The organism is Cognatundibacterium luofuense, from assembly GCF_018139685.1.
Lineage (GTDB): Bacteria > Pseudomonadota > Gammaproteobacteria > Burkholderiales > Burkholderiaceae_D > Undibacterium > Undibacterium luofuense.
The window spans coordinates 14331-40049 of record NZ_JAGSPN010000003.1 but is presented as its reverse complement, the minus strand read 5'-3'; the positions used below and the strand labels follow the sequence as shown (position 1 = coordinate 40049).

General features: G+C 54.1%; 18 protein-coding genes. 9 read left to right on the top strand and 9 right to left on the bottom strand.

Annotation, left to right across the window (positions count from 1 at the left end):
• Positions 1 to 87: 87 nt before the first annotated feature.
• Positions 88 to 1650: a phage tail sheath family protein gene (locus KDM89_RS05500; RefSeq protein WP_212686941.1), complete on the bottom strand. Its 1563-nt coding sequence runs from the start codon at positions 1648 to 1650 to the stop codon at positions 88 to 90.
• 406 nt (positions 1651 to 2056) lie between these two features.
• Between KDM89_RS05500 and KDM89_RS05495 the strand changes: the two genes are divergently transcribed.
• Complete coding sequence (locus KDM89_RS05495; RefSeq protein ID WP_212686940.1) at positions 2057 to 2671, top strand: hypothetical protein; 615 nt, start codon at positions 2057 to 2059, stop codon at positions 2669 to 2671.
• Between the two features lie 14 nt (positions 2672 to 2685).
• Here KDM89_RS05495 and KDM89_RS05490 read toward each other — a convergent pair whose 3' ends face one another.
• Positions 2686 to 3063, bottom strand: a complete 378-nt coding sequence (locus KDM89_RS05490; protein ID WP_212686939.1) for a hypothetical protein — start codon at positions 3061 to 3063, stop codon at positions 2686 to 2688.
• A 355-nt stretch (positions 3064 to 3418) separates the two neighbouring features.
• The gene (locus KDM89_RS05485) at positions 3419 to 4858 is read right to left on the bottom strand and encodes an efflux transporter outer membrane subunit (protein ID WP_212686938.1); all 1440 of its coding nucleotides are present in this window, start codon (positions 4856 to 4858) and stop codon (positions 3419 to 3421) included.
• An 84-nt stretch (positions 4859 to 4942) separates the two neighbouring features.
• Between KDM89_RS05485 and KDM89_RS05480 the strand changes: the two genes are divergently transcribed.
• The 3 genes from KDM89_RS05480 to KDM89_RS05470 are packed head-to-tail and all read left to right on the top strand — an operon-like array spanning position 4943 to position 9780.
• Complete coding sequence (locus KDM89_RS05480) at positions 4943 to 5512, top strand: TetR/AcrR family transcriptional regulator (RefSeq protein ID WP_212686937.1); 570 nt, start codon at positions 4943 to 4945, stop codon at positions 5510 to 5512.
• Positions 5513 to 5554: 42 nt separating this feature from the next.
• Positions 5555 to 6640, top strand: a complete 1086-nt coding sequence (locus KDM89_RS05475; RefSeq protein WP_212686936.1) for an efflux RND transporter periplasmic adaptor subunit — start codon at positions 5555 to 5557, stop codon at positions 6638 to 6640.
• Positions 6637 to 9780 (top strand): efflux RND transporter permease subunit, encoded by a 3144-nt coding sequence (locus KDM89_RS05470; RefSeq protein WP_212686935.1) that lies wholly within the window; start codon positions 6637 to 6639, stop codon positions 9778 to 9780. The genes KDM89_RS05475 and KDM89_RS05470 overlap by 4 nt, the downstream gene beginning before the upstream one ends.
• Before the next feature lie 180 nt (positions 9781 to 9960).
• Here KDM89_RS05470 and KDM89_RS05465 read toward each other — a convergent pair whose 3' ends face one another.
• From KDM89_RS05465 to KDM89_RS05455, 3 genes are all read right to left on the bottom strand, one after another.
• Positions 9961 to 10743, bottom strand: coding sequence for a DUF695 domain-containing protein (locus tag KDM89_RS05465; RefSeq protein ID WP_212686934.1), 783 nt, complete (start codon positions 10741 to 10743; stop codon positions 9961 to 9963).
• 138 nt (positions 10744 to 10881) lie between these two features.
• Entirely contained in the window at positions 10882 to 12510 is a 1629-nt protein-coding gene (locus KDM89_RS22830) for a methyl-accepting chemotaxis protein (protein ID WP_212686933.1), read from the bottom strand.
• A gap of 446 nt (positions 12511 to 12956) precedes the next feature.
• On the bottom strand, positions 12957 to 13487 hold the full coding sequence (locus tag KDM89_RS05455; protein WP_212686932.1) for a hypothetical protein: 531 nt from the start codon (positions 13485 to 13487) through the stop codon (positions 12957 to 12959).
• A 305-nt stretch (positions 13488 to 13792) separates the two neighbouring features.
• Between KDM89_RS05455 and KDM89_RS05450 the strand changes: the two genes are divergently transcribed.
• The 4 genes from KDM89_RS05450 (at position 13793) to KDM89_RS05435 (ending at position 20306) form a co-directional block, all read left to right on the top strand.
• Positions 13793 to 15649 carry an IucA/IucC family protein gene (locus tag KDM89_RS05450; protein WP_212686931.1) on the top strand — a complete coding sequence of 619 codons (1857 nt, stop codon included), beginning with the start codon at positions 13793 to 13795 and terminating at the stop codon, positions 15647 to 15649.
• Positions 15650 to 15652: 3 nt separating this feature from the next.
• Positions 15653 to 16891: an MFS transporter gene (locus tag KDM89_RS05445; protein ID WP_212686930.1), complete on the top strand. Its 1239-nt coding sequence runs from the start codon at positions 15653 to 15655 to the stop codon at positions 16889 to 16891.
• Positions 16892 to 16907: 16 nt separating this feature from the next.
• On the top strand, positions 16908 to 19064 hold the full coding sequence (locus KDM89_RS05440) for a TonB-dependent receptor (protein ID WP_212686929.1): 2157 nt from the start codon (positions 16908 to 16910) through the stop codon (positions 19062 to 19064).
• 81 nt (positions 19065 to 19145) lie between these two features.
• Complete coding sequence (locus tag KDM89_RS05435; RefSeq protein ID WP_212686928.1) at positions 19146 to 20306, top strand: PepSY-associated TM helix domain-containing protein; 1161 nt, start codon at positions 19146 to 19148, stop codon at positions 20304 to 20306.
• A gap of 581 nt (positions 20307 to 20887) precedes the next feature.
• On the opposite strand, the gene KDM89_RS05430 is transcribed toward KDM89_RS05435, so the two are convergent.
• The 3 genes from KDM89_RS05430 to KDM89_RS05420 all read right to left on the bottom strand — a co-directional run bounded on the left by KDM89_RS05430 (position 20888) and on the right by KDM89_RS05420 (position 22989).
• The gene (locus KDM89_RS05430) at positions 20888 to 21382 is read right to left on the bottom strand and encodes a YfbM family protein (protein WP_212686927.1); all 495 of its coding nucleotides are present in this window, start codon (positions 21380 to 21382) and stop codon (positions 20888 to 20890) included.
• Positions 21383 to 21489: 107 nt separating this feature from the next.
• Positions 21490 to 22341: a hypothetical protein gene (locus KDM89_RS05425; protein WP_212686926.1), complete on the bottom strand. Its 852-nt coding sequence runs from the start codon at positions 22339 to 22341 to the stop codon at positions 21490 to 21492.
• Positions 22342 to 22404: 63 nt separating this feature from the next.
• Entirely contained in the window at positions 22405 to 22989 is a 585-nt protein-coding gene (locus KDM89_RS05420; RefSeq protein WP_212686925.1) for an O-methyltransferase, read from the bottom strand.
• 770 nt (positions 22990 to 23759) lie between these two features.
• Here KDM89_RS05420 and KDM89_RS05415 point away from each other — a divergent pair.
• Positions 23760 to 25673, top strand: a complete 1914-nt coding sequence (locus tag KDM89_RS05415) for a DUF3857 domain-containing transglutaminase family protein (RefSeq protein WP_212686924.1) — start codon at positions 23760 to 23762, stop codon at positions 25671 to 25673.
• The last annotated feature ends 46 nt before the right edge of the window (positions 25674 to 25719 follow it).

Genomic DNA, 25719 nt, shown 5'->3' with positions numbered 1-25719 from the left:
AGTATCTGTAACATGGAATCACAGTAAGTCAGAAAATGGGGGCATATGGGAACAAACTGTAAACGCCCGCCATTTTTTACAGCGCAATCAGCCCGCTGCCATTTGCTGTTGGATGGTAATGACCAGAAATTCTGCCGGACGAATCAACGCGACTTCAATTAAGATACACATATTGCCGTTCAGAAGATCATCTTCTGTCATGGTGCTGCCAAGCCCGATTTTTACCTGAAATGCATCTTGCGGTCCCTGACCAAACAATCCCCCCTGTTGCCAGATACCTGTCAGAAAATTCGAAACTGAAGCGTTCACCGCAGTCCAGGTATTTGCATCATTAGGTTCAAACACATACTGCATTGCTATTGCTTTGATGGATTGCTCCAGCATAATCAGGGTGCGTCTGGTGTGGATGTAACGCCAGTCATTATCATTACTGGCCAGCGTGCGGGCTCCCCATACCAGCAGCCCCAGCGATGGAAAAGACCGGATCGCATTCACCGCTATCCCTTGATGATGCATATCAAGCAAATCAGCTTGCTGCGTGTCGCTGATCGCCAGCGGTAAACTGCTGACGCCTTGCAGAGCAACATTGGCAGGGGCATTCCACACTGCTCTGTTCTGATCGACTGTCGCGTACACGCCAGCAATCGCACCTGTAGTCGGCACCAGGAAAGCCTGCTGGCGTACCGCAGCGATAATGGCGCTATAACCCGTGCTCATACTCAGCAATTTCTGATGAATTTCCTTTGGTGCCAGCGTCGTTGCTATCGCAGTTTGCTGCAGAAAAGCCGCCAGCGCCGGATTTTCCTGCAGTTCCGGCGCCAGCAGCTCAGCCAGCGAAGTCAGCTCACCGTCGCCGATATTCCGGTAGTCCGGCACATCGTCCTGATACAAAGTCGAATTCAGCCACGGAAAATAGCTGGCCCCGTAACTGCGTGCATTGCGATCTGATTGTGGCGCAATCGCTGCGCGAAATTGCGTAATCGCTTCCTGATAATTGTCCTGAACCGGAGGCACCGGACACCGGATATCAAACAAACAGAAATAGCGCCCTGTATCCTGCGCCATCGTCAGCGCTGCATTGATCACCTGCGCGTAGCCATCGCTATCGGACAAAACCGCATCCGGCATTACACAGACAGCCGGTTCGTATTCTTTTTCGAGTAAAGCCATCGCCTTCAGATATGCTTCACTATGAACATTTTTATTGATAATCGGATCATCAAATGTTTTCTGAAACTGGCCTGAGGCAGGTCCGTAATTGCCCAGAGAGATCACATAAGCCGGACCGCCACCATTCAGGAAAAACATCTTTACGCTGTTAACTGTGTAATACACCGTATCCGGATCCGGCGTCACCACAAAAGCTTGCCCGCCAAGCTTCAGGACGGGTGCGTTTCCTTTAACTTCAGACTTCGGAAGAACCGCATAATGAGTTGAAAAATCGGTGGTGTTTTCCGGCAAATACATTGCCGCAAATTCAGCATACGATGCAATTCTCATCGCTCGGTTCGTACAATCGCGTCCGAGTGCATCCACCGCACGCGGGGTATAGCCAATGAATACCGGCACCGACGTGGGAGCAGCCACAACTGGTGCAGGAGATACGTTTAACTCAACAATATAAACTCCCGGTGTTTTAAAGGTACTCATGACATTCTCCTGTATATCTTCGACATTTCCCGATTCAGCAACCGAGTCATTTTTATACGTGTATTATTTTCGCTTGTATGCATCCCACATATTACTTGAACAAATAACACATTTCGTGAAATTTTCCACTGCCATGACCACATTTCTGACCAGCAACATCCCGCGTACGTGCATTGAAGTCCGCCAATTGCAACCGCTGACTATGCAGCCATCCGCATCCGGTATTTTCTGACAGCCAGACTTTCTGCCGACGACAGCCGGGTTACTGTGCGAAAATCCGCATTCGGCGCTGAAACTGGCTCTGACGGCACGTACGGCAGCCGGTCTGCAATTTGCTGTGTAAGCGTGTACGAAACGTCGTGAGTTTGCCGGTACAAACCTCCATTTACTTAACGGGAAATCTTTGATGTCGCCTGATCTGCTTCCTGCTATTCCGCAATTACGCCGCGTAACGCAATCGCTGGCGATGCTGGATGCGATTCTGTGTCCTGAATGGGAATATCGCTATTACAGCTTTAACAGCCAGTGGGGGCCGGGTGAGGAAATGGCGTCGATGCGCAACGGTGAGGGTGACGACTGGTTTTTGCTGCTGGATAGCGCAGGTGCGGCGCTGAAAGGCTTTGCGCATGAATATGCAGACGACGGAACATTCGCTGCACGTCTGCAACAACAGGTTCCGCCCGCATTTGCTGCTTTCCTGCGTGAACCCGCATTCTCGATGGACGTCGCCAGTTTTTGTTACTGGCGACGAAGCAGTGATGATGCGTGGACAAAAGTCTCCGGCATGCTGGCTCAGGATGGTGCTGACGAATTACTGCTATTGCTGACCGGCGGCCCGTCCGCCTATCAGGAATGGGCGCAAGCGTATTACGAAGTTACGGTTTCCGCAGAGATCACGGAAGCGATTTTCCGTCATCAGCCACTAACCGAAGCCATGATACTTGCGCTGAACGCGGATGCTGTTCCGGCGCAAGTGTATGCAGAGGCTGCGGAGATTGCCTATCCGGCTATCCGGTCTTAAGAATCTTCATCATTTCAGGCTGTACCGCACACCTGCGGTAAGCTGGAAAAATACTGGGTTTCACCGAGCACATCTTCTGTCATGACACTGAGGCAGTCCGGTGGCACAGGCCGGGTCGTGACAAATTCAAAGCCATTTTCAGCATCGCCGGGAAAATCCTCGCTCAGATCTACTGCCAGCACGGCCAGAGCCTCTTCTTCATCAAAGTAATCGCCTAACCAGTTCATACTCGCGTCATCAACCGCATCGGCGCTGGTAAATAAATAGATCGCCGGTTCCGGTTCGCCCAGAATCTGACTGCGTTCTCCCAAACGCGGCTGCAATCCTTCGCGCAAAATAGCCGGAAGATTTTCGACGGGAGTGATATGAAAATAGCGGATGGTTGCGGACATTCAGAGCCTCTCTTCAGGATTACAGATCAACGGTTTTTCTGCCACGGTGGTTTGCACCGGATGCTGACATGATGCAAAAGACACTATATTTCAGGATGCACGCACTCCGCTCAGGAATACCGACTAACGGAAACGGGCGGATCAGACTGATGTCATTACTTTGACGAATAGCTGTGCGGAGGGAACACTGATTATGCAACTATCCGCATCCGGTATTTTGTAAGAGCCGGACTTTCTGCCGACGACAGCGGGGTTGCTGTGCAGAACGCCGCATTTGAGGCAAAAAAAGGCCGCTGAGGGTAACTCAGCGGCCTTTGGTCGATTGCCGGTTCGGGTGAACAGCGGCTTTACGGGCTCAGACTGCGCCTGCGGCTGCGCGGCGTAAGGCGATCGCAGATTGCCAGCGGGCGGCATCGGCCTGCGCCAGCGCATCACGCGCTTTCAGATCGGCGCGGCGTGCGTCCAGCACCGCACTGACATCGCTTGCACCGGCCTGATACAAACGTTCGGCTTTTGACGCGGCAACTTCACTGGCCTGACTGGCGTTAATCCATTGACGATAGACAGCCTTGCTGTCTTCCCATTGCTGCCAGCAACTGTCGACATCGTTCAGCGCCGTCAGCAAGGCTTTGTCGTATTCTGCCTGTGCTTCCAGCACCCGTGCATCCTGTACCGCAATGTTAGACCGGATGCGGCCGCCATCGAGAATCGGCAAACTGAGCGTTAGTCCGTAACCGATAGAAAATCCGGTAACGGCGCTGTCACTGCCGGTTTTAAGGCTGTCCTTGCTTCCCGCCCAGCTGATGCTCAGATTCGGATACAAATCACGGCGGGCCAGACCTGCGCGCGCCAGTGCCGCATCGAGCTGACTGGCCTGACGCTGCACATCGGGGCGACGTTCAATCAGGCTGACATCCAGTTTTGCGGCTGGCGCAACCGGTTCCTGCAGCTGGGCTGTCGACGGTGACGGATGGCCGAATACCGGCAATTCACGTTGTCCGAGCAAAATGGCCAGCTGATGCAGGCGCAACTGATACTGGCTTTGCATTTGCGCAGCACTGGCACGGTCCTGCGCCAGTTCGGCTTGCCAGCGGTCTGCATCCAGCGACGTTGCCGCACCTGCTTCAAATTTACGTTGCGCAACTTCCTGCTGGCGTTGTGCCAGCTGAATTGCCTGCGTCAGCAATGCCTGTCGCTGCACAAGCAGCTTCAGGTCAAAATACGCGCTTGCCACATCGGCAGTGAGTGCGATTTGCATCGCCGTCAGCGCCGCTTGCTGACTGTGTGCATCAGCTTGTGCCGCCATCTGCAACAGCTTGCCACGTCCGAAAAAGTCGGGCTCCCATGAGGCACGCAATCCCAGCGCACCACGGCGGCTCATCGGTACGCTGCCGGTTTCACGAAAACGCTTCGCCTCGGCACCTGCACTCAGTTGCGGTTTGAAGTCGGCGTCTGCGCCATTCAGTAAAGCCTGTGCCTGCTGAATACGTGCGGCAGCTATCTTCAGATCCTGATTCGCGGTCAGCGCTTTAGTCATCAGCGTGTCTAAACGCGCATCGCCGAAATCACGCCACCACGCGGCAGGAAAATGCTGGTCCGCGTCCGCTGGCATTGCTTTTGCGGAATCACTGGTATTGCTCCGCTGTGCCGGGGGCTGGTTTTCTGCTGTCTGCGCTTCAGTCGGCAGAGAGACGGCACCAAGCATACAAGCCGCGATCAGCGCAGCCGTAACGCCCTGTTTTGCACTGAAAAAACCGGGACGGGTAATGAAATCTGGCGGAAATATATGCGACATAGAATCAACCTTTTTAATTTGACAGTGGGAAACGATTGAATTACTATACTATACGTACAGTATATATACAACTCCGGATATCCAATGACTCAAACTGAAAAACACCTCGGCCGCACCAGCAAACGTGATCTGTTACTGGATGTCGCCACTGACATCGTTGCCAGACAAGGCCTCGCCCACCTGACCATTAATGCACTGGTGCAGGAATCCGGTATCAGTAAAGCCGGTGTGATCTACCACTTCAAAACCCGCGACGATCTGGTCGCTGCACTGGTGGAACGCATCATTGAGCAGTTCGACGTCATGCAGCGTAACCGTCACTCGCAGGACACAAACCCGTCCGTCAAATCCACACTGACAGAACTCTGCAATGACGCTTTCGACATGTCAGACAGTCAGCGTCAGTTCCTGACCAACATGCTGGCGGCCGCATCGCTGTATCCGCAGTTAATCGGCCCGGTACAAAAAATGTACGGCGCGGTTTATCAGCATATGCATGCGTCCGGCCAGCACGGCGGTAAGGCCATGCTACTGGCCGCAGCTTTCGACGGTATGACATTGCTGGAATTACTGAATTTTTATCAGTTCACGCCGGAACAGCGGCAATCGCTGCGCAGTGCCTTTGAAAAGGCGATCAGCGAAATGCCGGAATAAGTTCCGCCCTCTCACCACCCATCACTCTTCAGGAGTATTTGTATGCGTCGTCGTTTGCTTTGTATGGCTGTCACCAGCGTGCTGCTGGCTGCCTGCTCACAAGACCAGCCGGTCTCACAAGTCAGCCCTAAACCCGTCAAAATCGAAGTCGCCGGCAGCACCGGTACTGGTCATGCCGATAGTTTTGTCGGTACTTTGCGAGCGCGTCAGCGTACAGATTTAAGTTTTGAAGCGGCTGGCCGGGTTCAGAAAGTGCTGGTCGATATCGGCGACAAAGTCCGCGCCGGACAAGTACTGGCGCAGCTGGATGAAGCACCGGCTCGCTGGCGCGCGATGCGTGCGCAGGCAGACCGGGATTCGGCTGCTGCAACACTGGCAGAGCGCCAGAACTGGCTGCAACAGCAACAGGCACTGGCGCGTGAAAACATCATTTCCGCAACTGCCCTGCAGGCTGCACAGGCATCTCATCAACAGGCACAAAGTCAGTTAGCGGCCAGCGAAGCTGCGCTTGCCAGTGCCCGCCGCGATCTCGGATTAACCCGCATTACCGCACCGTTTGACGGCGAAATCGTCGCGCGTCTGGTGCAGGCGCATCACGACATCACACCGGGACAAGCCATCCTGCAACTGGAATCCGGCAAAGCACTGGAACTGGTTGCCCAATTACCGGAACAGCTGGCAAGTCAGCTCCGTACCGGCAGCAGTGCAACTGCGCAAAGCGGTGATCTGCAATTCCCGGCGCGACTGGAGCGCGTGTCACGGCGCAGCGAAAACGGCTCGCTGGTACAGGCGGTGTTCGCTGTCAGCGAAGTACCGGCAACCATCCGCAGCGGCAGCGTCGTCACACTGGCTTTGCCGCAGGAAAAACAAACCGCACTGACAGTGCCGGCGTCCGCACTGCTCCCGTCTGCAGAAGCGCAGAAAGCCGAAGTGATGATTTTGCAGGGTGACCGCGTACAAAAACGTACTGTGAAAACCGAAGGCGCACTGTCAGCCGGTGGCCGGATTGCGGTTACCGGTATTCAGGCCGGTGAAAAAGTTGTGGTTGCGGGTGCAGCAACGCTGCATGATGGCCAAGCCGCGATTGCATATACCAACCGCAGTGTTCTGCAAGGAGCCAGCAAATGAAACTGACCACCGCCGCGTTTCAGTCGAGCCGGCTCAGCTTTTTCATCGCATTTCTGATCTTGCTGGCGGGCAGCCTGACTTTCCTCAGTTTCCCGTCGCAGGAAGAGCCGTCTGTCACCATGCGCGACGGCATCGTGTTTGTTGGCAATCCGGGTTTGCCTGCGGAACGGATGGAACAACTGGTGGCCCAGCCTCTGGAAGAACGCTTACGCCAGTTACATGAAATCAAAACAGTCAGCACCACCGTGCGCAGTGGCAGCGTGATGGTTCAGCTGACGCTGCGTGAAGAATTGCAGAATCTCGCACCGATCTGGCAGCGCGTCCGCGCCAAAGTTGCGGAAGCAGCCCTGCAGTTTCCGGCTGGTACGCTGCCACCACAAATTGACGATGATTTCGGCCGTGTCGCCATCGCATCCATCGCGGTGACTGCACCGGATTTTTCGATGTCAGAAATGCGGACATCGCTGAAATTTCTGCGCGAAGGCATTCTGCGTCTGCCCGGCATACAGAGTGTGAGTTTTCACGGTTTGCAGGAAGAACGCATTTATATCGAATTTGACCGCGCAAAACTGAATGCACTTGGTATCGCAGGCAGCGCGGTTTTACAGCAATTGCAGCAACAGAATGTGGTGCAGTCCGGCGGACAAACCGTGATTGCCGGACTGAATAATGCGGTCGTCACCTCGGGCGAAATCCGCACGCTGCAGGAATTACGCGACTTCACGCTGACCTTACCGGCAGCAGCGCGCAAAACCACGGATGCGCAGCAGCCAGCCAGTATCCGGCTGGGCGATATCGCACAACTCAGCGTGCAAAAAGCCGATCCGCCGGAAAGTGCCGCCATTTACCGTGGTCAGGATGCTGTGGTACTGGGTGTTTCCATGCGTCCCGGACAAAATATCAAAGCGGTTGGCGCGGAATTAAAGCAGCGCGTCAGTGAACTGGAAAAACAGTTACCGGCCGGTTTTAAACTGGATTACGTCACCTTTCAGCCGGATGTCGTGGCCGCCGAAATGGGGCATATGAATCAGGTAATGCTGGAAACCGTCATCATCGTGATGATTGTGGTGGTGTTATTTCTGGGATGGCGCGCCGGTATTGTGGTGGGTTCCATCGTACCGCTGACGATACTGGCGACCTTGCTGGTCATGCGCGCAATGGAGATCGAGCTGCATATCGTATCGATGGCTGCAATCATCATTGCGCTGGGTTTGCTGGTGGATAACGGTATTGTGATTGCGGAAGATATCGAACGCCGTCTGGCGGCCGGTGAAGACCGCAAACAAGCCTGTATCGACGCGGGCCGTACGCTGGCGATTCCTTTGCTGGCATCATCGCTGGTGATTATTTTTGCGTTCTCACCGTTTTTCTTCGGCAATACCACCATCAGCGAATACCTGCGGCCACTGGTCGTGGTGCTGGCGATTTCCCTGCTGGCATCCTGGCTGCTGTGTCTGACCATCACACCGCTGTTGTGTTATCACTTTCTGGGTGCGGCACATCATGAGGAAGAAGCAAAGCAAGGTGGTTTCTACCGGTTTTATACGCACTTAATCCGCCGTTTGCTGGATCATAAAGCCATCTTCCTGAGCGTGATGTGTGTGGTGCTGGTGCTTGCTTTGTCGGTGCTCGGCAGTCGTCCGGCAGGATTTTTGCCGGCCTCGGATCGTCCGCAGTTTCAGGTAGAAATTGAATTGCAGCCGGGCAGCGATGCACGCCGCACCCAGCAAGTGGTGCGTGAACTGAGTACCTGGCTCAGCGACAGCAAAATCAATCCGGATGTCAGCACCAGCATTGGCTATGTTGCCGATGGCGGACCGCGTGTCGTACTGGTGCTGAATCCGCCCTTGCCTGCATCGAATATCGCGTATTTCACCGTGACTGTGAACAAAGCCGAAGCGCTTGACCGCATGATTGCGCGGACTCAGCAATTCATGACCGAGCGTCATCCGGATATCCGCGTCGATGCCAAGCGCTTTTCACGCAGCAGTAATGATGCCGGTGCGATTGCTTACCGCATCTATGGCAGCGACGAAACGGTATTACGCCAGATTGGTCAGCAAGTACAGCAAGCCTTGCATACGGTTCCCGGCGTAGTGCAGATTCAGGATAACTGGGGGCCGCGTTTACTGCGACTGGATGTCGACGTCGATCAGGCCAAAGCACGCCGCGCGGGTATCAGCAGTGAAGAGATTGCCACCGCTTTAGCGATGCGCAACAGCGGAACCGATGTCTCCGTGCTGCGTGACGGCGATACGCTGGTGCCACTGGTTGTACGCGGTGGCAGCGCTGAAAGACAGCGTCCCGAAGAGCTGGCGAATACCCTGATACAAAACGCGGCGGACGGCACACCGGTTCCTTTGTCTGCCGTTGCGCAAATCCGTCTGGGTTCCGAGCCTTCCACCATACGCCGCCGTAATCTGGAACGGACACTGACCATACAGGCACGCAGCAGCCAGTTCACCGCTCAGCAAGCCGTCGATTACGCTGCACCTGCCGTCGCCAAAATCGTTCTGCCAGCCGGATACCGGATTGAACTCGGCGCAGAGATTGAAGAGGCGGCTGAGTCGAACGCAGCCCTGAACACGTATCTGCCGGTGGCCGTGATTGCCATGCTGATTCTGTTTATCTGGCAGTTCGGCTCGTTCCGGAAACTGGCACTGATCGTCGGCATCATTCCGTTTGCAATGATCGGTGCGGGTCCTGCGCTGGTGATTGCCGGTGAGCCACTGGGCTTTATGGCGAACTTCGGCTTACTCTCGCTGGCGGGCATTATCGTCAACAACGCCGTGTTATTGCTGGAACGGATTGAAGTCGAACTGGCAAGCGGACTGAGTATGCGTGAAGCCGTGGTGGCGGCAGCGGTTGCGCGTTTGCGTCCGATTGTGATGACCAAACTGACCTGTATCGCAGGCCTGATTCCGCTGCTGCTGTTTGCGGGCTCACTGTGGACAGGCATGGCAGTGACGATCATGGGTGGCTTATTACTGGGAACCCTGATTACGCTGGGTCTGGTACCGGTGCTGTATGAATTACTGTTCAGCGGACGCATTGCCAACTGGGCCGATCGCCTGACTGGCAGTGCGAAAACACCGGAAGCGGCGAACGCAATGCCGGACAAACTGGTAACACCGGGCTGAGGATGGGTACCGGCATGTGCAGATATCCGCATCAGCCATTTTGTGAGAGCCGGACTTTCTGCCGACGACAGCGGGGTTGCTGTGCAGAACGCCGCATTTGAGGCAAAAAAAGGCCGCTGAGGGCATCTCAGCGGCCTTTTTTACTTGCTGACTGAATGCTGCCAGCAAACCAGCTACCGTTCAGTGTGTCTGGTCCGGCGCGATGACTTCGGTTTCCCAGCCATCGTAGTGGCCGTTGTAATCCCTGGCTGCAAAGAACAAAGGCAGGGTAATGCTGTCGATCGTGCGGTAGTGCGGCAGGCTGGTCTGGCAGAATTGCAGACCGAACCGGTATTCATCGGTATCTGCCTCCCATTCCTGTTCGATCTCAAATTCGTTTTGCAGAATCTGATCAATGTAAGCAGCGCGGGCATCTGCTGTGGCGAAGTAGACCCAGTGATACAGCGGACGTTCCTGCGTCAGCGGATCGCCATGCTGTTCCAGTTGCTGACAAACACGGCGGTTTTGCATACGCTGCAAATCATCTTCACCCGGGTACAGAAATTCAAAATAAGTCTGCCATTCCGGATCGTCCTGCGTGCCGGTTTCAAAACGGTAATCCGGGAATGCTTTGAGTGCGGCAGCAACGCGGTTTTGCCATGCGTATCCGCTGCCGGTATAGAAATAAAAGTCGCGGCGACCGGCGCTGGTATTGCGTCCGACAAACATCAGCGGACCGGCATCCGGCGTGGTGGCGTTGCCCACACCCAGACCACGCATCAGCGCATCTTCGAGTTGCTCCAGCACCGGGTATTCTTCCGCGCTGGAAAATCCGTCTTCGCGCGGCGCACGCATTTCCAGGCTGACCCAGGCCATCACTGCACATTCTTCCAGCGGCGCGGTCTGCGCCAGCGCGAGGTTCAGATTGATCGACGCCGGTGCATCATCGACACGGCAAAAATAAAAGTCCCATTGCTCCTGCATATAGCCTCCCGTCACAAATCAGCGCGCACGATAGCACAGCTCTGCCGGACTGGCAGTGCCATTTATCGTGTAAAAAAGGAAGGCCCGTTCGCTGCTACCTGCATTCCTTTAGCAAGGATGCGGCGAACGGGCTGGAGATCAGTGACGCGGCAGCGCGCGGGTAGCGGCACGCGGGCTTGCTGCACTGGCTTTGCGCGCAGGCTGTGGTGCAGAGTGAGGTGCAGCGCTGAGGTGCTGTTGCGAAACACGGAACATATTGACGGTTTCAACCAGACTGTCCGCCTGATCATGCAGGGCTTCCGCTGCTGCCGATGCCTGTTCGACCAGCGCGGCATTCTGCTGCGTCATATTATCCATTTCGATAACAGCCTGATTGACCTGCACAATACCGTCGGCCTGTTCCTGACTGGCTGAACTGATTTCCGCCACGATATCGTTCACACGCTGTACTGCCTGCACCACCTCATGCATGGTTTTACCGGCTTTTTCCACCAGCTCGCCACCTTTTTCGACATTCACAACCGATGCATCGATCAGGGTTTTAATCTCTTTGGCCGCTGCCGCAGAACGCTGAGCAAGGCTGCGCACTTCGCTGGCTACGACGGCAAAACCGCGTCCCTGCTCACCGGCACGGGCAGCTTCCACGGCCGCATTCAACGCCAGAATATTGGTCTGGAACGCGATACCGTCGATCACGCTGATGATATCAACGATCTTGCCGGAGGAATTGCTGATCTCCGCCATCGTACTGACCACTTCATTCACGACCGTACCGCCTTCGCTGGCGATACCGGAAGCGCTCATCGCTAACTGGCTGGCCTGACGTGCATTATCTGCATTCTGGCGTACAGTCGCAGTCAGTTGTTCCACGGTCGACGAGGTTTCTTCCAGCGCACCCGCTTGTTGTTCGGTACGTTGCGATAAATCCAGATTGCCGCTGGCGATTTCGCCGGACGCGGTAGTAATTGATTCAGCGCCGGTGCGCACCTGCTCTACCAGCAGCGCCAGCTTTTGACGCATTTCTTCAATTTCATGCAGCAGGCTTTCCTGATCACCCTTGCTGACCGGCACTTCCGTACTCAGATCACCCTGCGCAATATTTCTCACCACACTGGCTGCATAGTCCGGTTCACCACCGATCTGACGCAGCAGGGAATTAGCCAGACGCCATGCGACCAACCCTATCGTCAGCGCAGCTACACCACCGACCATCAGAAAAGTAATCAGCTTATGGATAAACTCTTCTTCGATATCATCGGTATAGGTACCGAAACCCATCAGCCATTGCCACGGGGTGAACTGTGTCACGGCGTACGCCTTACTGACTTTCCCTTCCACGCCGGGACGCGTGCCCGGTTTGTAAATAACCGTGATGCCGCCTTCAGGAACACTCTTCAATGCTTCACGATAAGCATCGCCGGATGCCTTGCCATCTTTATCGGCTTTACCGATACGCTCCGGTTTCGCATGCACCAGCAATACATCACTGGTGTTATCGCGCACAAAAAAGTACTTGTCACCTTTTTGAAATGAAGAGATTGCCAGTTTTGCCTGCGCCTGCGCAGCTTCACGGCTCAGCTTGCCGGATTGCTCCAGCGCATAGGCTTTCTCAGTGGCTGCGCGCGCCAGCTCCACCAGTTCTGTGATCTGGTCTTCACGTTCATGCACCATGATTTTTTTGATGGCGTACAACGAAATGCCGCCGGATATCAGCAAACCGGCAATCGCAACCATGCACAACGCAAATAATCTTTGCTTTAACTTCATACTTTCTCCAGGTAAAAACAAACGCAATGCAGACCGGCAATAACGCTGACAACAAAGGTTTTGAAGCGTCTGTTGTCTGCACGGCATCTCTGTCAGCATTGCGTCAAATCTTGCTAATCACGACAGCCATGCCCATACGGCACAGCCTGCAAGTCCAGCATAGCAGCGCATCTGCAGACTGTGAATTGCACATCGGAAATAATGATCAGTGTGTGCCGCGGACTTGTGGCACATCATGAATAGTGCATACACATCATATAAAAACGGAAACTTCGTTGCTTTTTCATCCGCAGATCATCGGAAAAACAGCACTTCTGCGGACAATACCAACAGCCAGCTGTCAGAAAGCATACAGAGTGAACGCATTGTGCGTTTTACGCACACATTAAAATGAAAAATGGCCAGCAGCTTCAGCATGCTGGCCATTCTGTGTCAACTCAGTTGGTTTATAAGGCTGGTGCGCGGTCATACATCGCGCTGACAAAGCTCTCAAACGCAGCCTTGCCGGGAAAGCGATCCTGATACACCACGTCATAGCCGTTTGCATGCCAGATCGCGAGGAAGGTGTCTTTGTTTTCAGTTCTGACTTCCATTGCTTCGATACCTGCCAGCGGGATTTCAGTGGTTTGGCTGCGCAATGGCGAAGCAGGGAAACGCAGTACATCATGATTCAGTATCAGTTTCTGTCCCATCAACAGACTCTTGAACAGCAAGGTCCCAAAAATCAGTGCCATGACCACGCAGAAGGCACACAAGCCCCATAAAAACCAGGTAGCAGCTTCCACGTCGAGATGAATTGCACGCTGAATCACAATGCCCCGGGTATTGGTCGATGCATCCAGAAATAAGAAGTAGGCACCGGCAAGCGATGCTGCAAGGAAAGCTGCACTCAGCAACAAGCTTGGTCTGTAACGGTACTCGATCACTTCATTCTGATTTTCCTGAGCGCTGATTTCACGCTGACCTGCCTGCTGCATGCTGATTTCTCCTGAATATAAAAACGCGATTGTGATGTTTTTAACATATTCATAACAAATCAAATGGTATGAACGGCAGGTAGTTGCGTCGTTATTTGCCAAATTCTTCACTACGGTGCGTATTCATGCCGCATATCTGCAACTTGTGGAACAGCATTTCTGCTGAAGAGACGATTTATGTGCAGAACCACTGTTTCCTGATGTCGGACAAGAATCCGGACTTTTCTTGAAAATGCGATTGATAATGATTCTCATTTGCGATAATATCGCTGTGAACTTTTTGGAAAGGCCTGACGATGAATGCAATGACGCCCCTCCGCTATTTCTCTCAGCAAGATCCTGAAATGACACAAGTCTGGCGCGATGCCGCTGTGTGTCAGCACAGGAGCGTAGCCAGGACCTTACAAGCCTTACTGCGGGAAGGCTTACTGAACCCCTCTCAACTGATCCGTGACCACCATGTCAGCTGGCTGCCCTTATGGGGCGAGCAAACCATGCTGCGTATGGAAGGCTTGCAAAGCCACGGTGCCGGTGCATGGAGCCTGCAAGGTGCTGTCACCTTATTCCGTGAAAGCCAGCCGGCGCGCATTTTGCACAGCGGCAGTGAATTACTGCGTGCTGTAGCGAATGCCCTGCCGCTCGCGGTTGATCAGGCATGTCTGGAACGCTTAAGCGAAGAACTGGAAAACAGTCTGCACAATGATCTGCAATGTCAGACTTTTCGCCGCCACTGGGGATTGCAGCTGCGCGCGCAATTCCGGCCACATGGCGGAACCTTCCTCAGCGCATTGCGGACCCTGCAGGAGCCGCACAGCGCCTTATTACTGGAACAATGGGGTTGCATAGGCCACCCGAATCATCCGACGTTTAAAACCAAGTCCGGCCTCAGTGATGAGGAAGTACGTGCGCTGTCGCCGGAGTTTCATCCGGTTCTGCATATCGCGGTGATCGCTGTCAGAACGTCTTGTTTATACGTCGCTGATGGCATGGGCGTGCAGGATTATCTGCAATGGTTCCGTCACCATTATCCGGAAGCAGCCCTGCAATGGCGGCTGTCACTGCAAAAACAGGGGATGCAGGTGGAAGACTGGTATCCGCTGCCTGTGCATCCGTATCAGTTGCAGCGCGTGCTGCCGGAAAAATTTGCCACTGAAATTCAGCGCGGCGATATTGTGCTGCTGGACGATGTCAGCATGGCGGTTGCGCCGACCATGTCCTTCCGCACCGTTTGCACACTGAATGATGAGGCAGCACCGCATATTAAATTACCGGTCGGTTTGCGACTGACTTCGGCTCAGCGTACGGTGTCGCCCAAATCCGTCATCATGGGGCCGCGTATCAGCCAGTTGCTGCGTCAGATTCTGCAGCGCGAACATGCCTTTGCGCAGACGCTGGATATCGCCGCCGAAATCACCGGCGCGTATTTTCTGGATGACGACGACGATAAAGCCCGTCACTTATCGGTGATTTACCGCAGCAACCCGGGTCACAGTGCGGATAACGCACTGATGCCAGTCCCGGTTGCCTGCCTGTACGCTGACTCGCCATTCGACGGCGAACCGCTGATCTGTGAACTGATACGACTCGCTTGCGGCGATCAGGCACAGGCACCGCTGGAATATTTCCGCCAATACAGCCGCGTGGTACTGACCGCTACCCTGTCGGCCTATCTGCTGTACGGCATTGCATTTGAAGCGCATCAGCAAAACAGTTATTTACGCCTCGACCCGCAGTTCCGTCCGGTTCAGCTGCAGGTGCGCGACTTCGGTGATCTGCGTGTGTATCAGCCAGTACTGGCAGCAAATGGTTTTGTACTGAATGCAGTACGCGAGGGGCATTCTGTGTTTACCGATATTCAGCCGGTACGCGAAAAAATTCTGCATGCCACCATGATTTGCCAACTGGCGGAGTTTGTTTTGCTGCTGTCACGGCACTACCAGTTACCGGAATCTGCATTCTGGGAAATTCTGCGCAGCGAAACAGAAAGCATTTTCGATCAGCTGAAACCCCGTTGCGATGCAGACTTCTGGCAAGCGGAACGACAAGCAATCCTGCATGCGCCATGGCCGGTGAAATCGCTGCTGCGTATGCGACTGGCGGATACCGTCGACGATCTGGTCGGCAGTATGCCGAATCCGCTGGCAAACACAGGCACAGCATAAACAATGGCGATGTTTTCACTGTTGCGGCGCTATCCGGCGCTGCGCTGGCTGTGGCTGATACAACTGGTGTCGATGGCGGCGATGGAAATGAGTGGCCCGTTCTGGACTTTGCATCTGCAGCAGCATAGCGGTTTGCGCGGCACGGCACTGAGCCTGTTCAGTGCACTGGTGTATGCCGGGCCGGTGATCACCGCGATGTTGTGTACACCATTGTGGGGAAAACTCGGCGACAAAACCGGACACCGCTGGATGTTGCTGCGCGCACTGGCGGCGCTGGTACTGACACAGGCCTGGCTGGCAATCTGCACGGACCCGTTCTGGATTGCAGCCATTCGCTTATTGCAGGGCGCGATCGCCGGTTTTATTGCCGCCTCGCAAGCCTATGGCAGTGGTATCACACAAAAGGCACAGCGGCAGCCACTGATGGCCGCGCTGCAAGTTGCTACCGCAGCCGGATCGGTACTCGGCCCGTTGGCAGGTGGTCTGCTGTATGGTCAGCTTGGTCTGGCCGCCGTCAACTGGCTGGCCGCTGCACTGTGCCTGTTATGTATTCCGGCTGCCTGGTTCTGTTTACCGGATATCCGTCCGCCAGCCCGTTCACTGACATCCGTGCATGAGCCACAACAACCGCAAACTGCATGGCAATGGCGTGACAGCGCCCTGCCCGGTTTGCTGGCTGGCATCGTTCTGATACAAAGCGCCAAAACCCTGCCGCAAAGTTACTTTGCTTTATACGTCAGCGAGGTTTTGCATCAGGACACCCGTTTCACCGGCCTTGCCTACGGGCTGACGGCAGCAGGTCTTTGTCTGGCTGCACCACTATGGGCCGATGCATTTGCGCGCTGGAATCAGGCGCAAATCCGCCAGAGACTGGTGCTGCTGTGTCTGGCTTCTGCAACGCTGATGCTGGTGCAAAGTCTGTGGCTGACACCACTGGTCTTTCTGACCTGCCGTCTGTTATGGGGTGTTTTGCTCGGCGCATTGCTGCCCGTGTTTTACAGCCTGATTTCCGCCGGTTCACCGCATTCCGCACAAGGACTCGCACTCGCACTCGGAAACTCGGCCGCCAAAGCCGGTGCACTGGCTGGTACAGCTGCCGGTGCACTGATGATGTTACTGATTCCATTACATGCTTTGTTTTACGCCGTGGCGGCAGCGTATCTGCTGACTGCTGTCTGCTTGCTATATCTGCCTGTAGTGCAAATCAGCGACGAAGAACAACAGCATCTCCATTTTTCTTAACCTGTTTTTTATGATTATGTCCACGCTTCAGAATACTGCTGATCATCAGCGACAAACCACATCCTCCGTCAACAAAGGACTGCGACTCAGCCCGCTGGCATTATTACTGGCCAGCTGTTTTCTGCCGTCCGCCCATGCAGCAGATCAGGTACTGGAAGAAATTAAGGTCAGCACCACACGCGAACAAAAACGTGATTACGAAGTCAGCCAGACTCGCACCGCGACTAAAATTCCGGTCGCGCTGCGTGATACACCACAAACGGTGAATATCGTGAATCTGCCGGTATTGCGTGAGCAAAATGCCTCCTCTGTGCAGGATGCTTTGCAGAATGTGGCGGGACTAAGTTTTTCTGTCGGTGATGGTCAGCGTGATCAGGTCACGATCCGCGGTTTCTCCGCGATTCTGGATCAGTTCGTCGATGGCGTGCGTGACGATGCTATGTACTTCCGTGATTTATCGAATACCGAACGGATAGAAGTACTGAAAGGCCCTGCATCAGTGCTTTATGGACGCGGTTCTTCCGGCGGTCTGGTGAATCGCGTGAGCAAAAAGCCGTTTGATACCTCACTCACAGAAATAGGGTTAACTGCCGGTACGGCCGGACAACGCCGCACAGAACTGGATCTGAATATTCCGTCTTCACAAAAAGGCACCGCATTCCGCTTAACCGGCGCGCTGGAAGATTCTTCAAATTTCCGTAATCAGTATTTTCTGGAACGCAATGCGATTGCACCATCGTTCAGCTATCAGATTTCTCCGGATACCAAAGTTTTGCTGCAGGCAGATTATCTGCACGATAAACGCTTAGCCGATCAGGGTATTCCCGGCTATCGTGGCCGTCCTGTGGATGTGCCGGTGGAAACCTACTTTGGTGCCGCCAATGGAAAAGAACGCGCATTCATTCAGTCGGATGTATACAGCGCCAGCGTGACCCTCGATCACAAATTCAATGACAACTGGCAATGGCACAGCGTGGTACGCAGTTATGATTTTGCGCTGAACCGTAACTACACCACAAACACCATCAAAGACGGTGTGACGCCAACGCTGACCATTGCCCACGCCAGCCGCCAGCGTAATGAGAACGGCACCTACTGGCAAAACGAACTCACACAGAAACTGCAAACCGGCAGCGTAAAACATCTGATGCTGTACGGCGTGGAGCTCGGCTATCAGAATAAAGGCGAATTTTTGCGCAGCCGCGCCAATGCCGCGACCTATAACCTGTTCGCACCGCAACTGGTGACGTTGCCTGCTTTGCCGGATAACACGCCAGTCAGCACCAGTGTGATCAACAAAGTCGATATCGCCGGTGTGTATCTGCAAGACCTGATGACGATCACACCGGAATGGAAAGTCATGGCGGGACTGCGTTACGATCAGCTGCGCCAGTCGCGTGACGATCTGACCCCGAAAAATCAGGACTTACGCCGCACCGATAAAACCGTATCGCCGCGTATCGGCCTGATCTGGCAACCGCAGATCAGCACGTCGGTGTACGCAACATGGAACCGTTCGTTCCAGCCGGTCAGTGATCTGTTCACGCTGCGCAATAATTCAGATCAGTTGAAACCGTCAGAAACAGTTAACAAAGAAGCCGGTGTCAAATACGACTGGAATGCACAAGCCAGCATCACCGCTTCGGTATTCGATATGTCGCAAACAAATATTCAGGTGGCAGATCCGGCTAACGCTAACTTCTCGCTGCCGGTAGGCCGTCAGAGTACGCGCGGCGTGGAACTCAGCTTCACCGGCTATCTGACACCGGAATGGCAAGTGCTGGCCGGTTACGCATGGATGCGCGGCCGCATTGATCAGTCTACCGAACTGACGTCGGCGAAAACGCCGTTTCAGGGCAATACCGCTTCGCTGACACCGACGCACAGCATGAATTTGTGGCTGCGCCATCAGCTGACGCCACAATGGTATGTGGCGGTGGGTGGCCGTGCTGAATCTGCACGCTTTGCCTCGGCAGATAATCTGCTGACGCTGCCGGGTTATGGTGTGATGCAACTCGGTGCCGGTTACCAGTCAGAAAAACTGGATGTCAGCCTGACGCTGGGCAATGTACTGAACCGCAAATACTTCGTTGCCGCCCACAGTGGTGCGAATGATTACAACATGCCCGGCGCACCGCGCAGCCTGACTGCCAGCCTGCGTTACCGCTTCTGAGCGCAGCCATCGTGCGCGCCGTATTGATCGGTTTTTTACTCTGTTGACTCTTGGGCCGGTGTCATGCCGGCCTTTTTTTCTATGATTTCTGCAACCCTGCGCCGCATCCTGCGGCAATTGCATTTATGGAGTGCGCTGATATTCGGCCTGATACTGTTACTGGCCGGACTAACGGGCAGCGTGCTCGCATGGCGGCATGAACTCGATGCCTTGCTGAATCCGGCGCTGATGACAGTGCAGCCGCCGCCATCTGTACAAATCTGCGATCAGCGCTGTCAGGCAACCAGCATCGCGTGGCTGTCGCAACAATCCGGCTACGGCCCGCCGTCTATGGTAAGCTTGCCACTGCATGCCGATCAGGCCATGGTGGCGTGGTACAAACTGCCATCATCGGAATCCGGTTTGCCGCGACAACGACAAGTGATGCTGGACCCATACCGGCAGCAGATACTGGGCGAACGCATCTGGGGAGAAGCCGGCTGGCATAGCGCGCAATGGATGCCGGGCATATTTGCGCTGCACCGCTATCTGCTGCTCGGCGATACGGGCAAAACCATCATGGCGGTCAGCGGACTGGTGCTGGCTTTCAGTAGTCTGTTAGGTCTGATGTTATGGCTGCCGCGCCGTTCGCTGACGGCATGGCGGCGCGCACTCAGCGTACACTGGCGCGGCTCCACACACGCCCTGCTGTATTCGCTGCACAAAAGCAGCGGGGCACTGGTGACTGTGGTGCTGGTCATGCTGGGCATCACCGGCTGTTACTTCAATCAACCCGGCTGGTTCGCCGGCATCCTGCCGGATAAACCCGTGGCCGCATCAAAAGAAAAACGCGGCAAAGAAAAAGAGAAAGAGCCGGTCCCCGTCTGGAATACCGGTGACATACAACACTGGCTGCAAAACGCGCAACAAGCCTACCCGCAAGGCCGCATCACCCGCCTGCAACTGCCCGCCAGCGCCAGCGGTAAAGCCGAATTGCGCGTATTACAAGCGGCAGAACCACGCCTGCACGAAGGCAATACCCGCATCAGCTACAGTCTGAAAGAACAGCGCATCAGCGCGATCAAAGACCCTCAGCTCGCCAGCGGCGCAGAAGCCGTGGTCAGCTGGTTCTACCCGCTGCATAGCGGCGAAGCCTTCGGGCTGGCCGGAAAAACCCTGATTTCCATCAGCGGCATCGCACTGAATTTTCTGGTTCTGTCCGGCCTGTTTCTGTGGTGGAAGCGCCGCAAACCACGCCGTTAAGCATCACTGACTAGAACTCATTTCATAAATACCCGCGAGATGCGTTTGTCTCATAGCGCGGGCTGGCAAGGGTGCAGCAGGGAATTCATGCAGCAAAGCTGCATGCCTGCGTAACGATGTGCGCTTACCAGCGCACATGCGCCCTGCAAGGGGACAAGGCAGTGAATAGCGGTGCTATTCACAACGCGTCCAACGCTGTCCAGCGTGCGCTATGAGACAAACCCTCCGGGAACGGAGGTGCCGGGCGCATTGCTTTGTTGCGTCGCTTGCACAGGCACCAGCCTGTGCTGCTGAGTGTAGCCTTCCGCAAATATGCGGAAGTCGCTTCGCAGGTGGATTGCGGTGCAATCCATTTGTCCTGCTACGCCGCCGCGCACTGCATCCCGGCACCTCGCGTTCGCACTCGTGGCTATTTATGAAATGAGTTCTATGCAAAAATCCGCATCTGCCATTTCCTGAGAGCCGGACTTTCTGCCGACGACAGGCGCATGGCTGTGCGGAATGCCGCATTTGGGGCAAAAACAGGCTGTGACATCGCCCGTTGCAGGCGCTGTCAGATATTCAGAAGAACTGCGCTTGTATTACGCCATCCAGAGCACAGCACCGTCACCGCGCTCCGCTGCTGCCTGATAGAACTCTGAAAGCGCAGTAAAGTAATGCATAAGATAGTCGAAAGCCTCACGACCATCACGCTCCCAGAAGCCCGGATAAATATCTTCTGCAGTCATTGCCGTGGGATCATATGCAGCCTCCAGTGTTTCTGGTGTGACAGAAGCAAGCAGTGCGGCGACTTCTTTAAGCAGATCTGGCGCCATCAATCGGGCAGGCCCGTAGCCAAGATCCTCACCCACGTCTTCACCACCGAATACTGTTTTGTTGAACGGACTTTCTTCGTTGTCCGCTAACTTATTCAGCAAAAAATGTATGCCGTGCCAGGCCTTATCAATATCAACGGTATTTTCAGGTTCATCATCCCCGTCATTTGGAAAAAGAAAATCTTCGACCGACTCAGGATGCTCACGCAATGCATTCAGTTGCGTGATATTTGCCGCAGTAAAGTAGGCAATCATGCCCATAAAATTCTCCAATAGTTTTGTTAATACACGCTGCAATCGTCACATAATGATCAAACAATGATCAGTTACGTTAACAAGTTTTTCAGCGAAGCAGGCGCCAGAATACATCAAACCGGTGACACCGCTTCATCTGACGCAAAACCCCAGCGAGCGAAGTACTGGCTTACCGCACCAGCATCGTATCCATCCTCACCACGCCAGTCCGCCACATACATCCAGTCGCCGCCGCTGCCGCGTGCAGGCCTGTCCGCACGTTGGGCTTTCAGGACGCCGATGATTGCCAGTATTTCGAGTAATACTGAGCGCTGATCTTTACTCAAAGCGATAATATCTGTCAGGCGGTTACGCAAAGCACCGGGCTGATCTTTCGGTGGGCTGGCCTTGATCTCAGCGAGAATTTTTCTGAAAATTTCCACGTCAGCAGCAGAAGGTTCCGGAATGTCGCACTGACTCAGTAACTGCAAGTCAAGTAACACATACATTAATTCGCCATGGCGAACGCCTCCCCACTTCACGCGTTCGAAATTCAAAACATTCAGATCTTCAGCCTGATACTCCCGCTCAGCGCCACAAATCACACAATGATGCGGTGTATAGACGTTCCGAAACACGGACTGCGCGGGACTTGCACCGGCAGCGTTCTTTTCGAGGTAGTCATGCGCTGTCAGCTTTGCTGCAAAATGCCAGGATGCAATGCCGGAGCGCCAGTCTGCACGTTGCGCAGAAAAACTGCTCAGAAATGCAGCCGCAGGTTTTTCTTCGGGTATCTGTTTTCTGAGCAAAAGAATTTGTTCAACAAGCGCGTCATGCGAGATATCGAGCGCATCAAACATCAGCCCTTTTTGTTTTGCATACGCGAAGTCTTCGGGTGTTGTGATTCTGGACGCAGGATCAATCCAGCCATTCTTCCAGAAACTGTTGAACAGGATTTTGGTGGCGCGTTTGTCTAAAGTATTCATCGGGACATGAAAATAATAAGAATCCGTACCTATGCCATTGCTGCAAACAAATGCGGCTTGCAACTATGCGCGCGTCGCCAGAAACTCCCCGTTCCCCACTGGCACGGTGCAGCAGGTGAATTCGGTGTCGGCAGTGACCAGCGCAAAAAATTCCGTCATTTCGGCAGCATGCGAAGTAGCGTTATCGACCACCAGTAAACCGCCGGGGCGCAGCACGCGCTTCAGTTGCGGCCACCAGCCTGTGTATTCGCTGCGTTCGGAATCCAGAAACAGCAAATCGACGCTGTGATCCGCCATGTCCCGCAGCCATGCTCCGGCTTCGGTGTGCTGTTGCTGAATCAGGTCCTGCAAACCGGCGCGCCGGAAGTTGGCGGCGGCGAGAGCGACTTTGCTGTCGGAATATTCCAGCGTGGTCACACTGCCGTGGTTCGCTTTGGCAGCCCACGCCAGCCACAGGGTGGAATAGCCATTCGACGTCCCGATTTCCAGAATCCGTTTCGCATTGGTGGAACGAATCAGCACCGCCAGCAGTTCGCCGGTATCGCGGGTGATGTTCAGCATGCGACGCGGGCGCTCGCTGTGTTGCGCATCATTATCTTTGCCAAACTGCTCCAGTTCCGACAACAAGTCTTTCAGGTTCTGATCCATCGCGGGCTCCTTCATTTTCATGGTGAGAACAAATCCGCTATCCACCTTGCCTGAAAATCACTTAAAAAAACAGTAACAGCCGCGCAATTTTTGACCACACAGTATGCAGAACACCGCATCGACCATTCCCGCAGAGCCAGACTTTCTGCCGACGACCGCCGGATCGCTATGCCGGAATCCGCAAAACGGCTAAATTCCGGCTGTTTTGAGGCATTCAACAGGGTTTCCGGTGAAAAGTAGGCCGCCGGACTATTCAAATTCCTCACCTTTGAAAAAATCTGCGCAACCTTTCCCTTCCTTTTGCAAATAAATCGCAGGGTAAAAGCCGCTCATCAATCCTGAAAAGGGCCGCGCAATCGTTTAAATCGGGGTTTCACGGCCATCGAGAGGAGAGGAATGCCGCTTTCCGGCGCGGAATGAGCCAGAAATCACATCCTGCGCCAGCGTATTCTTTTTCCTCACCCGAGAAAAAGTAAGCTATTCAAATTCCTCACCTTCAGAGGGAAAACCGTCTTTTTCCTGAAAAAAACGGAACCGTACCGGACGTCCTGTTGACGAAAAAAGCCGCCATTTACACAGCACTTGGCAGCGATACTCAGCAAAATGCAAAAATAATTGCATCTCTGATACCATTCACACACTTTTTACTGCGAGCCTATGAACTTGGGTAAAAAAAGAGAGTCTGTTTCATCATTCGCTCGCGCAACGGTAACAAACGGCGAATGCAACATGACCGCTACTATTTACATCGCCTCACCTGTCCACTGAACATGCATTTTCGCCCTGTCACGGCCCTTGTCGCCAGCTACATCATTTTGTCCGCCATCCATCCTGCCTGCGCTGAAGAGGTTGCAGATCAGGGCCACATCCGCTACCTGAAAGATCATTACACGGTCAGAATGAATGCCGATGGCCTGCCGCGTACCGAAAGGGATTTCATTATCCGTGCGATTGATGACACGGGCGTCAAGCAGTTAATCCAGCAGTATCTGACCGCAAACAAGGATAAAAACCAGCTCACGATTACAGCGGCAGAAACGCTGAAAGCGGATGGCACGGTGATTCCGGTAGCGGATGCCGACCGGAAGGTGCAACAGGGTATGCTGGGTGGTGTTTCTTATCCGGAGCAACAACTGACACAGATGACCTTTCCCAAGCTGGCGGTGGGCGATGCGATTCATTTGCATTATGTGTATCAGCGCTCAAAAACTGATTTGCCGGGCGGTCATTCCGAAGCCTATTACTTCGGGCGTGACGTGATTCGTGAAAACACCCGTTTCACGCTGGAGTTTCCGGCGGCGCTGAAACTGCAATTCGTGGCACATGAACTGCAGCCGGTGCAGGATCAGACCAAAGACGGCACTCGTCAATTGGTATGGCAGTTTGAAAATACCAAAGTGACGCAGGGTGATTTTGGTGTCATCAATAACTGGCAGTACACGCCGCATCTGATGATGACGACTTTCGCGGACTGGAAAGCGATTGCCCAGGCGTATCAGCAGGGCGCCGCCGAAAAAACCATCCTCAGTGAAAAGGTCAGAAAACTGACCGCGCAACTGACGGAGGGCATCACGGAAGACCGTGAAAAAGCCCGTGTTTTGTATGACTGGGTGCGCAAAAACATCCGTTATGTCGCCAGTTATATCGGTGACGGTGGCATGGTGCCGAATGACACGGATACGATCCTTGAACGCTTATACGGTGATTGCAAAGACCACGCGACTTTGCTGGAAGCAATGCTCGGTGCCGCCGGTATTGAAGCATCTCAGGTCATGATCGATGCCGATAATGACAATTACACCTTGCCACCGCTACCAGTGTTCTGGTTTAACCACGCGATCAATTATCTGCCCGGTCTGCATATGTATCTGGATTCGACCTCGGATACCACGCCTTTCGGCATGCTGCCGGAATTTGACCGTGGCCATCCGGTACTGATCACCAAGGGCTTTGAAAAAGTCACAGAAACTCCAGCCTTACGCGCAGCCGATCTGAGTGCGATTCGCCAGACAAAAACAACTGTTGGTGTTAACGGTGAATGGAAGCGGGTAACCCGTATCGGCGGCAAAGGACTTGCCGCTGTGATTAACCGTGAATTTCTGGATGGCATAGGACGCGGCAATGAGGCGAACTGGGCGCGCAATTATCTGAACAGTAATACGCTGTCCGGTTCGGCGGAACTGATTGCCGAAGCGCCTGCGGACAAATCCGGCTTTGATTATCGTTTCGAAGAAAATCTGAATAATATGATTTCTCAGCCGGAAGCCGCCGCCGTATTAATGCTGCCTGCACTGGATGGTCCGGTGAATCTGGATGGCATTATGAAACGCTACAATGAAAGCCAGCGCTCCACCGACTTCAAATGCAATTCATTTGAAATCCGGGATGAAACGGAAATGGTGCTGGCACCGTCGCTGAAAGCAATTTATCTGCCGAAAAATGTGCGCCTGAACAGCGGCCCGGTATTTGCAGATATTCGTTACGAACAGCGCGGACAAACCATAGTAACGAAACGCCATTTTGGTATTGATTCAGATCGCTCATGGTGTGCTGCGGAAGAATATCCGCGCTTTCAAAAAGCCATGAAACAGATCGAAAAAGCACTGGAAGCAAGAGTGCTGTATCTGCGCTCCGGCACTGTAGATAAAATCAAGACCAAAGCGGCAAAACCGCAGAGCTCATAAGCATACCCATATGCAAATACGCAATACGGCGTGGCGTTGAATCCGG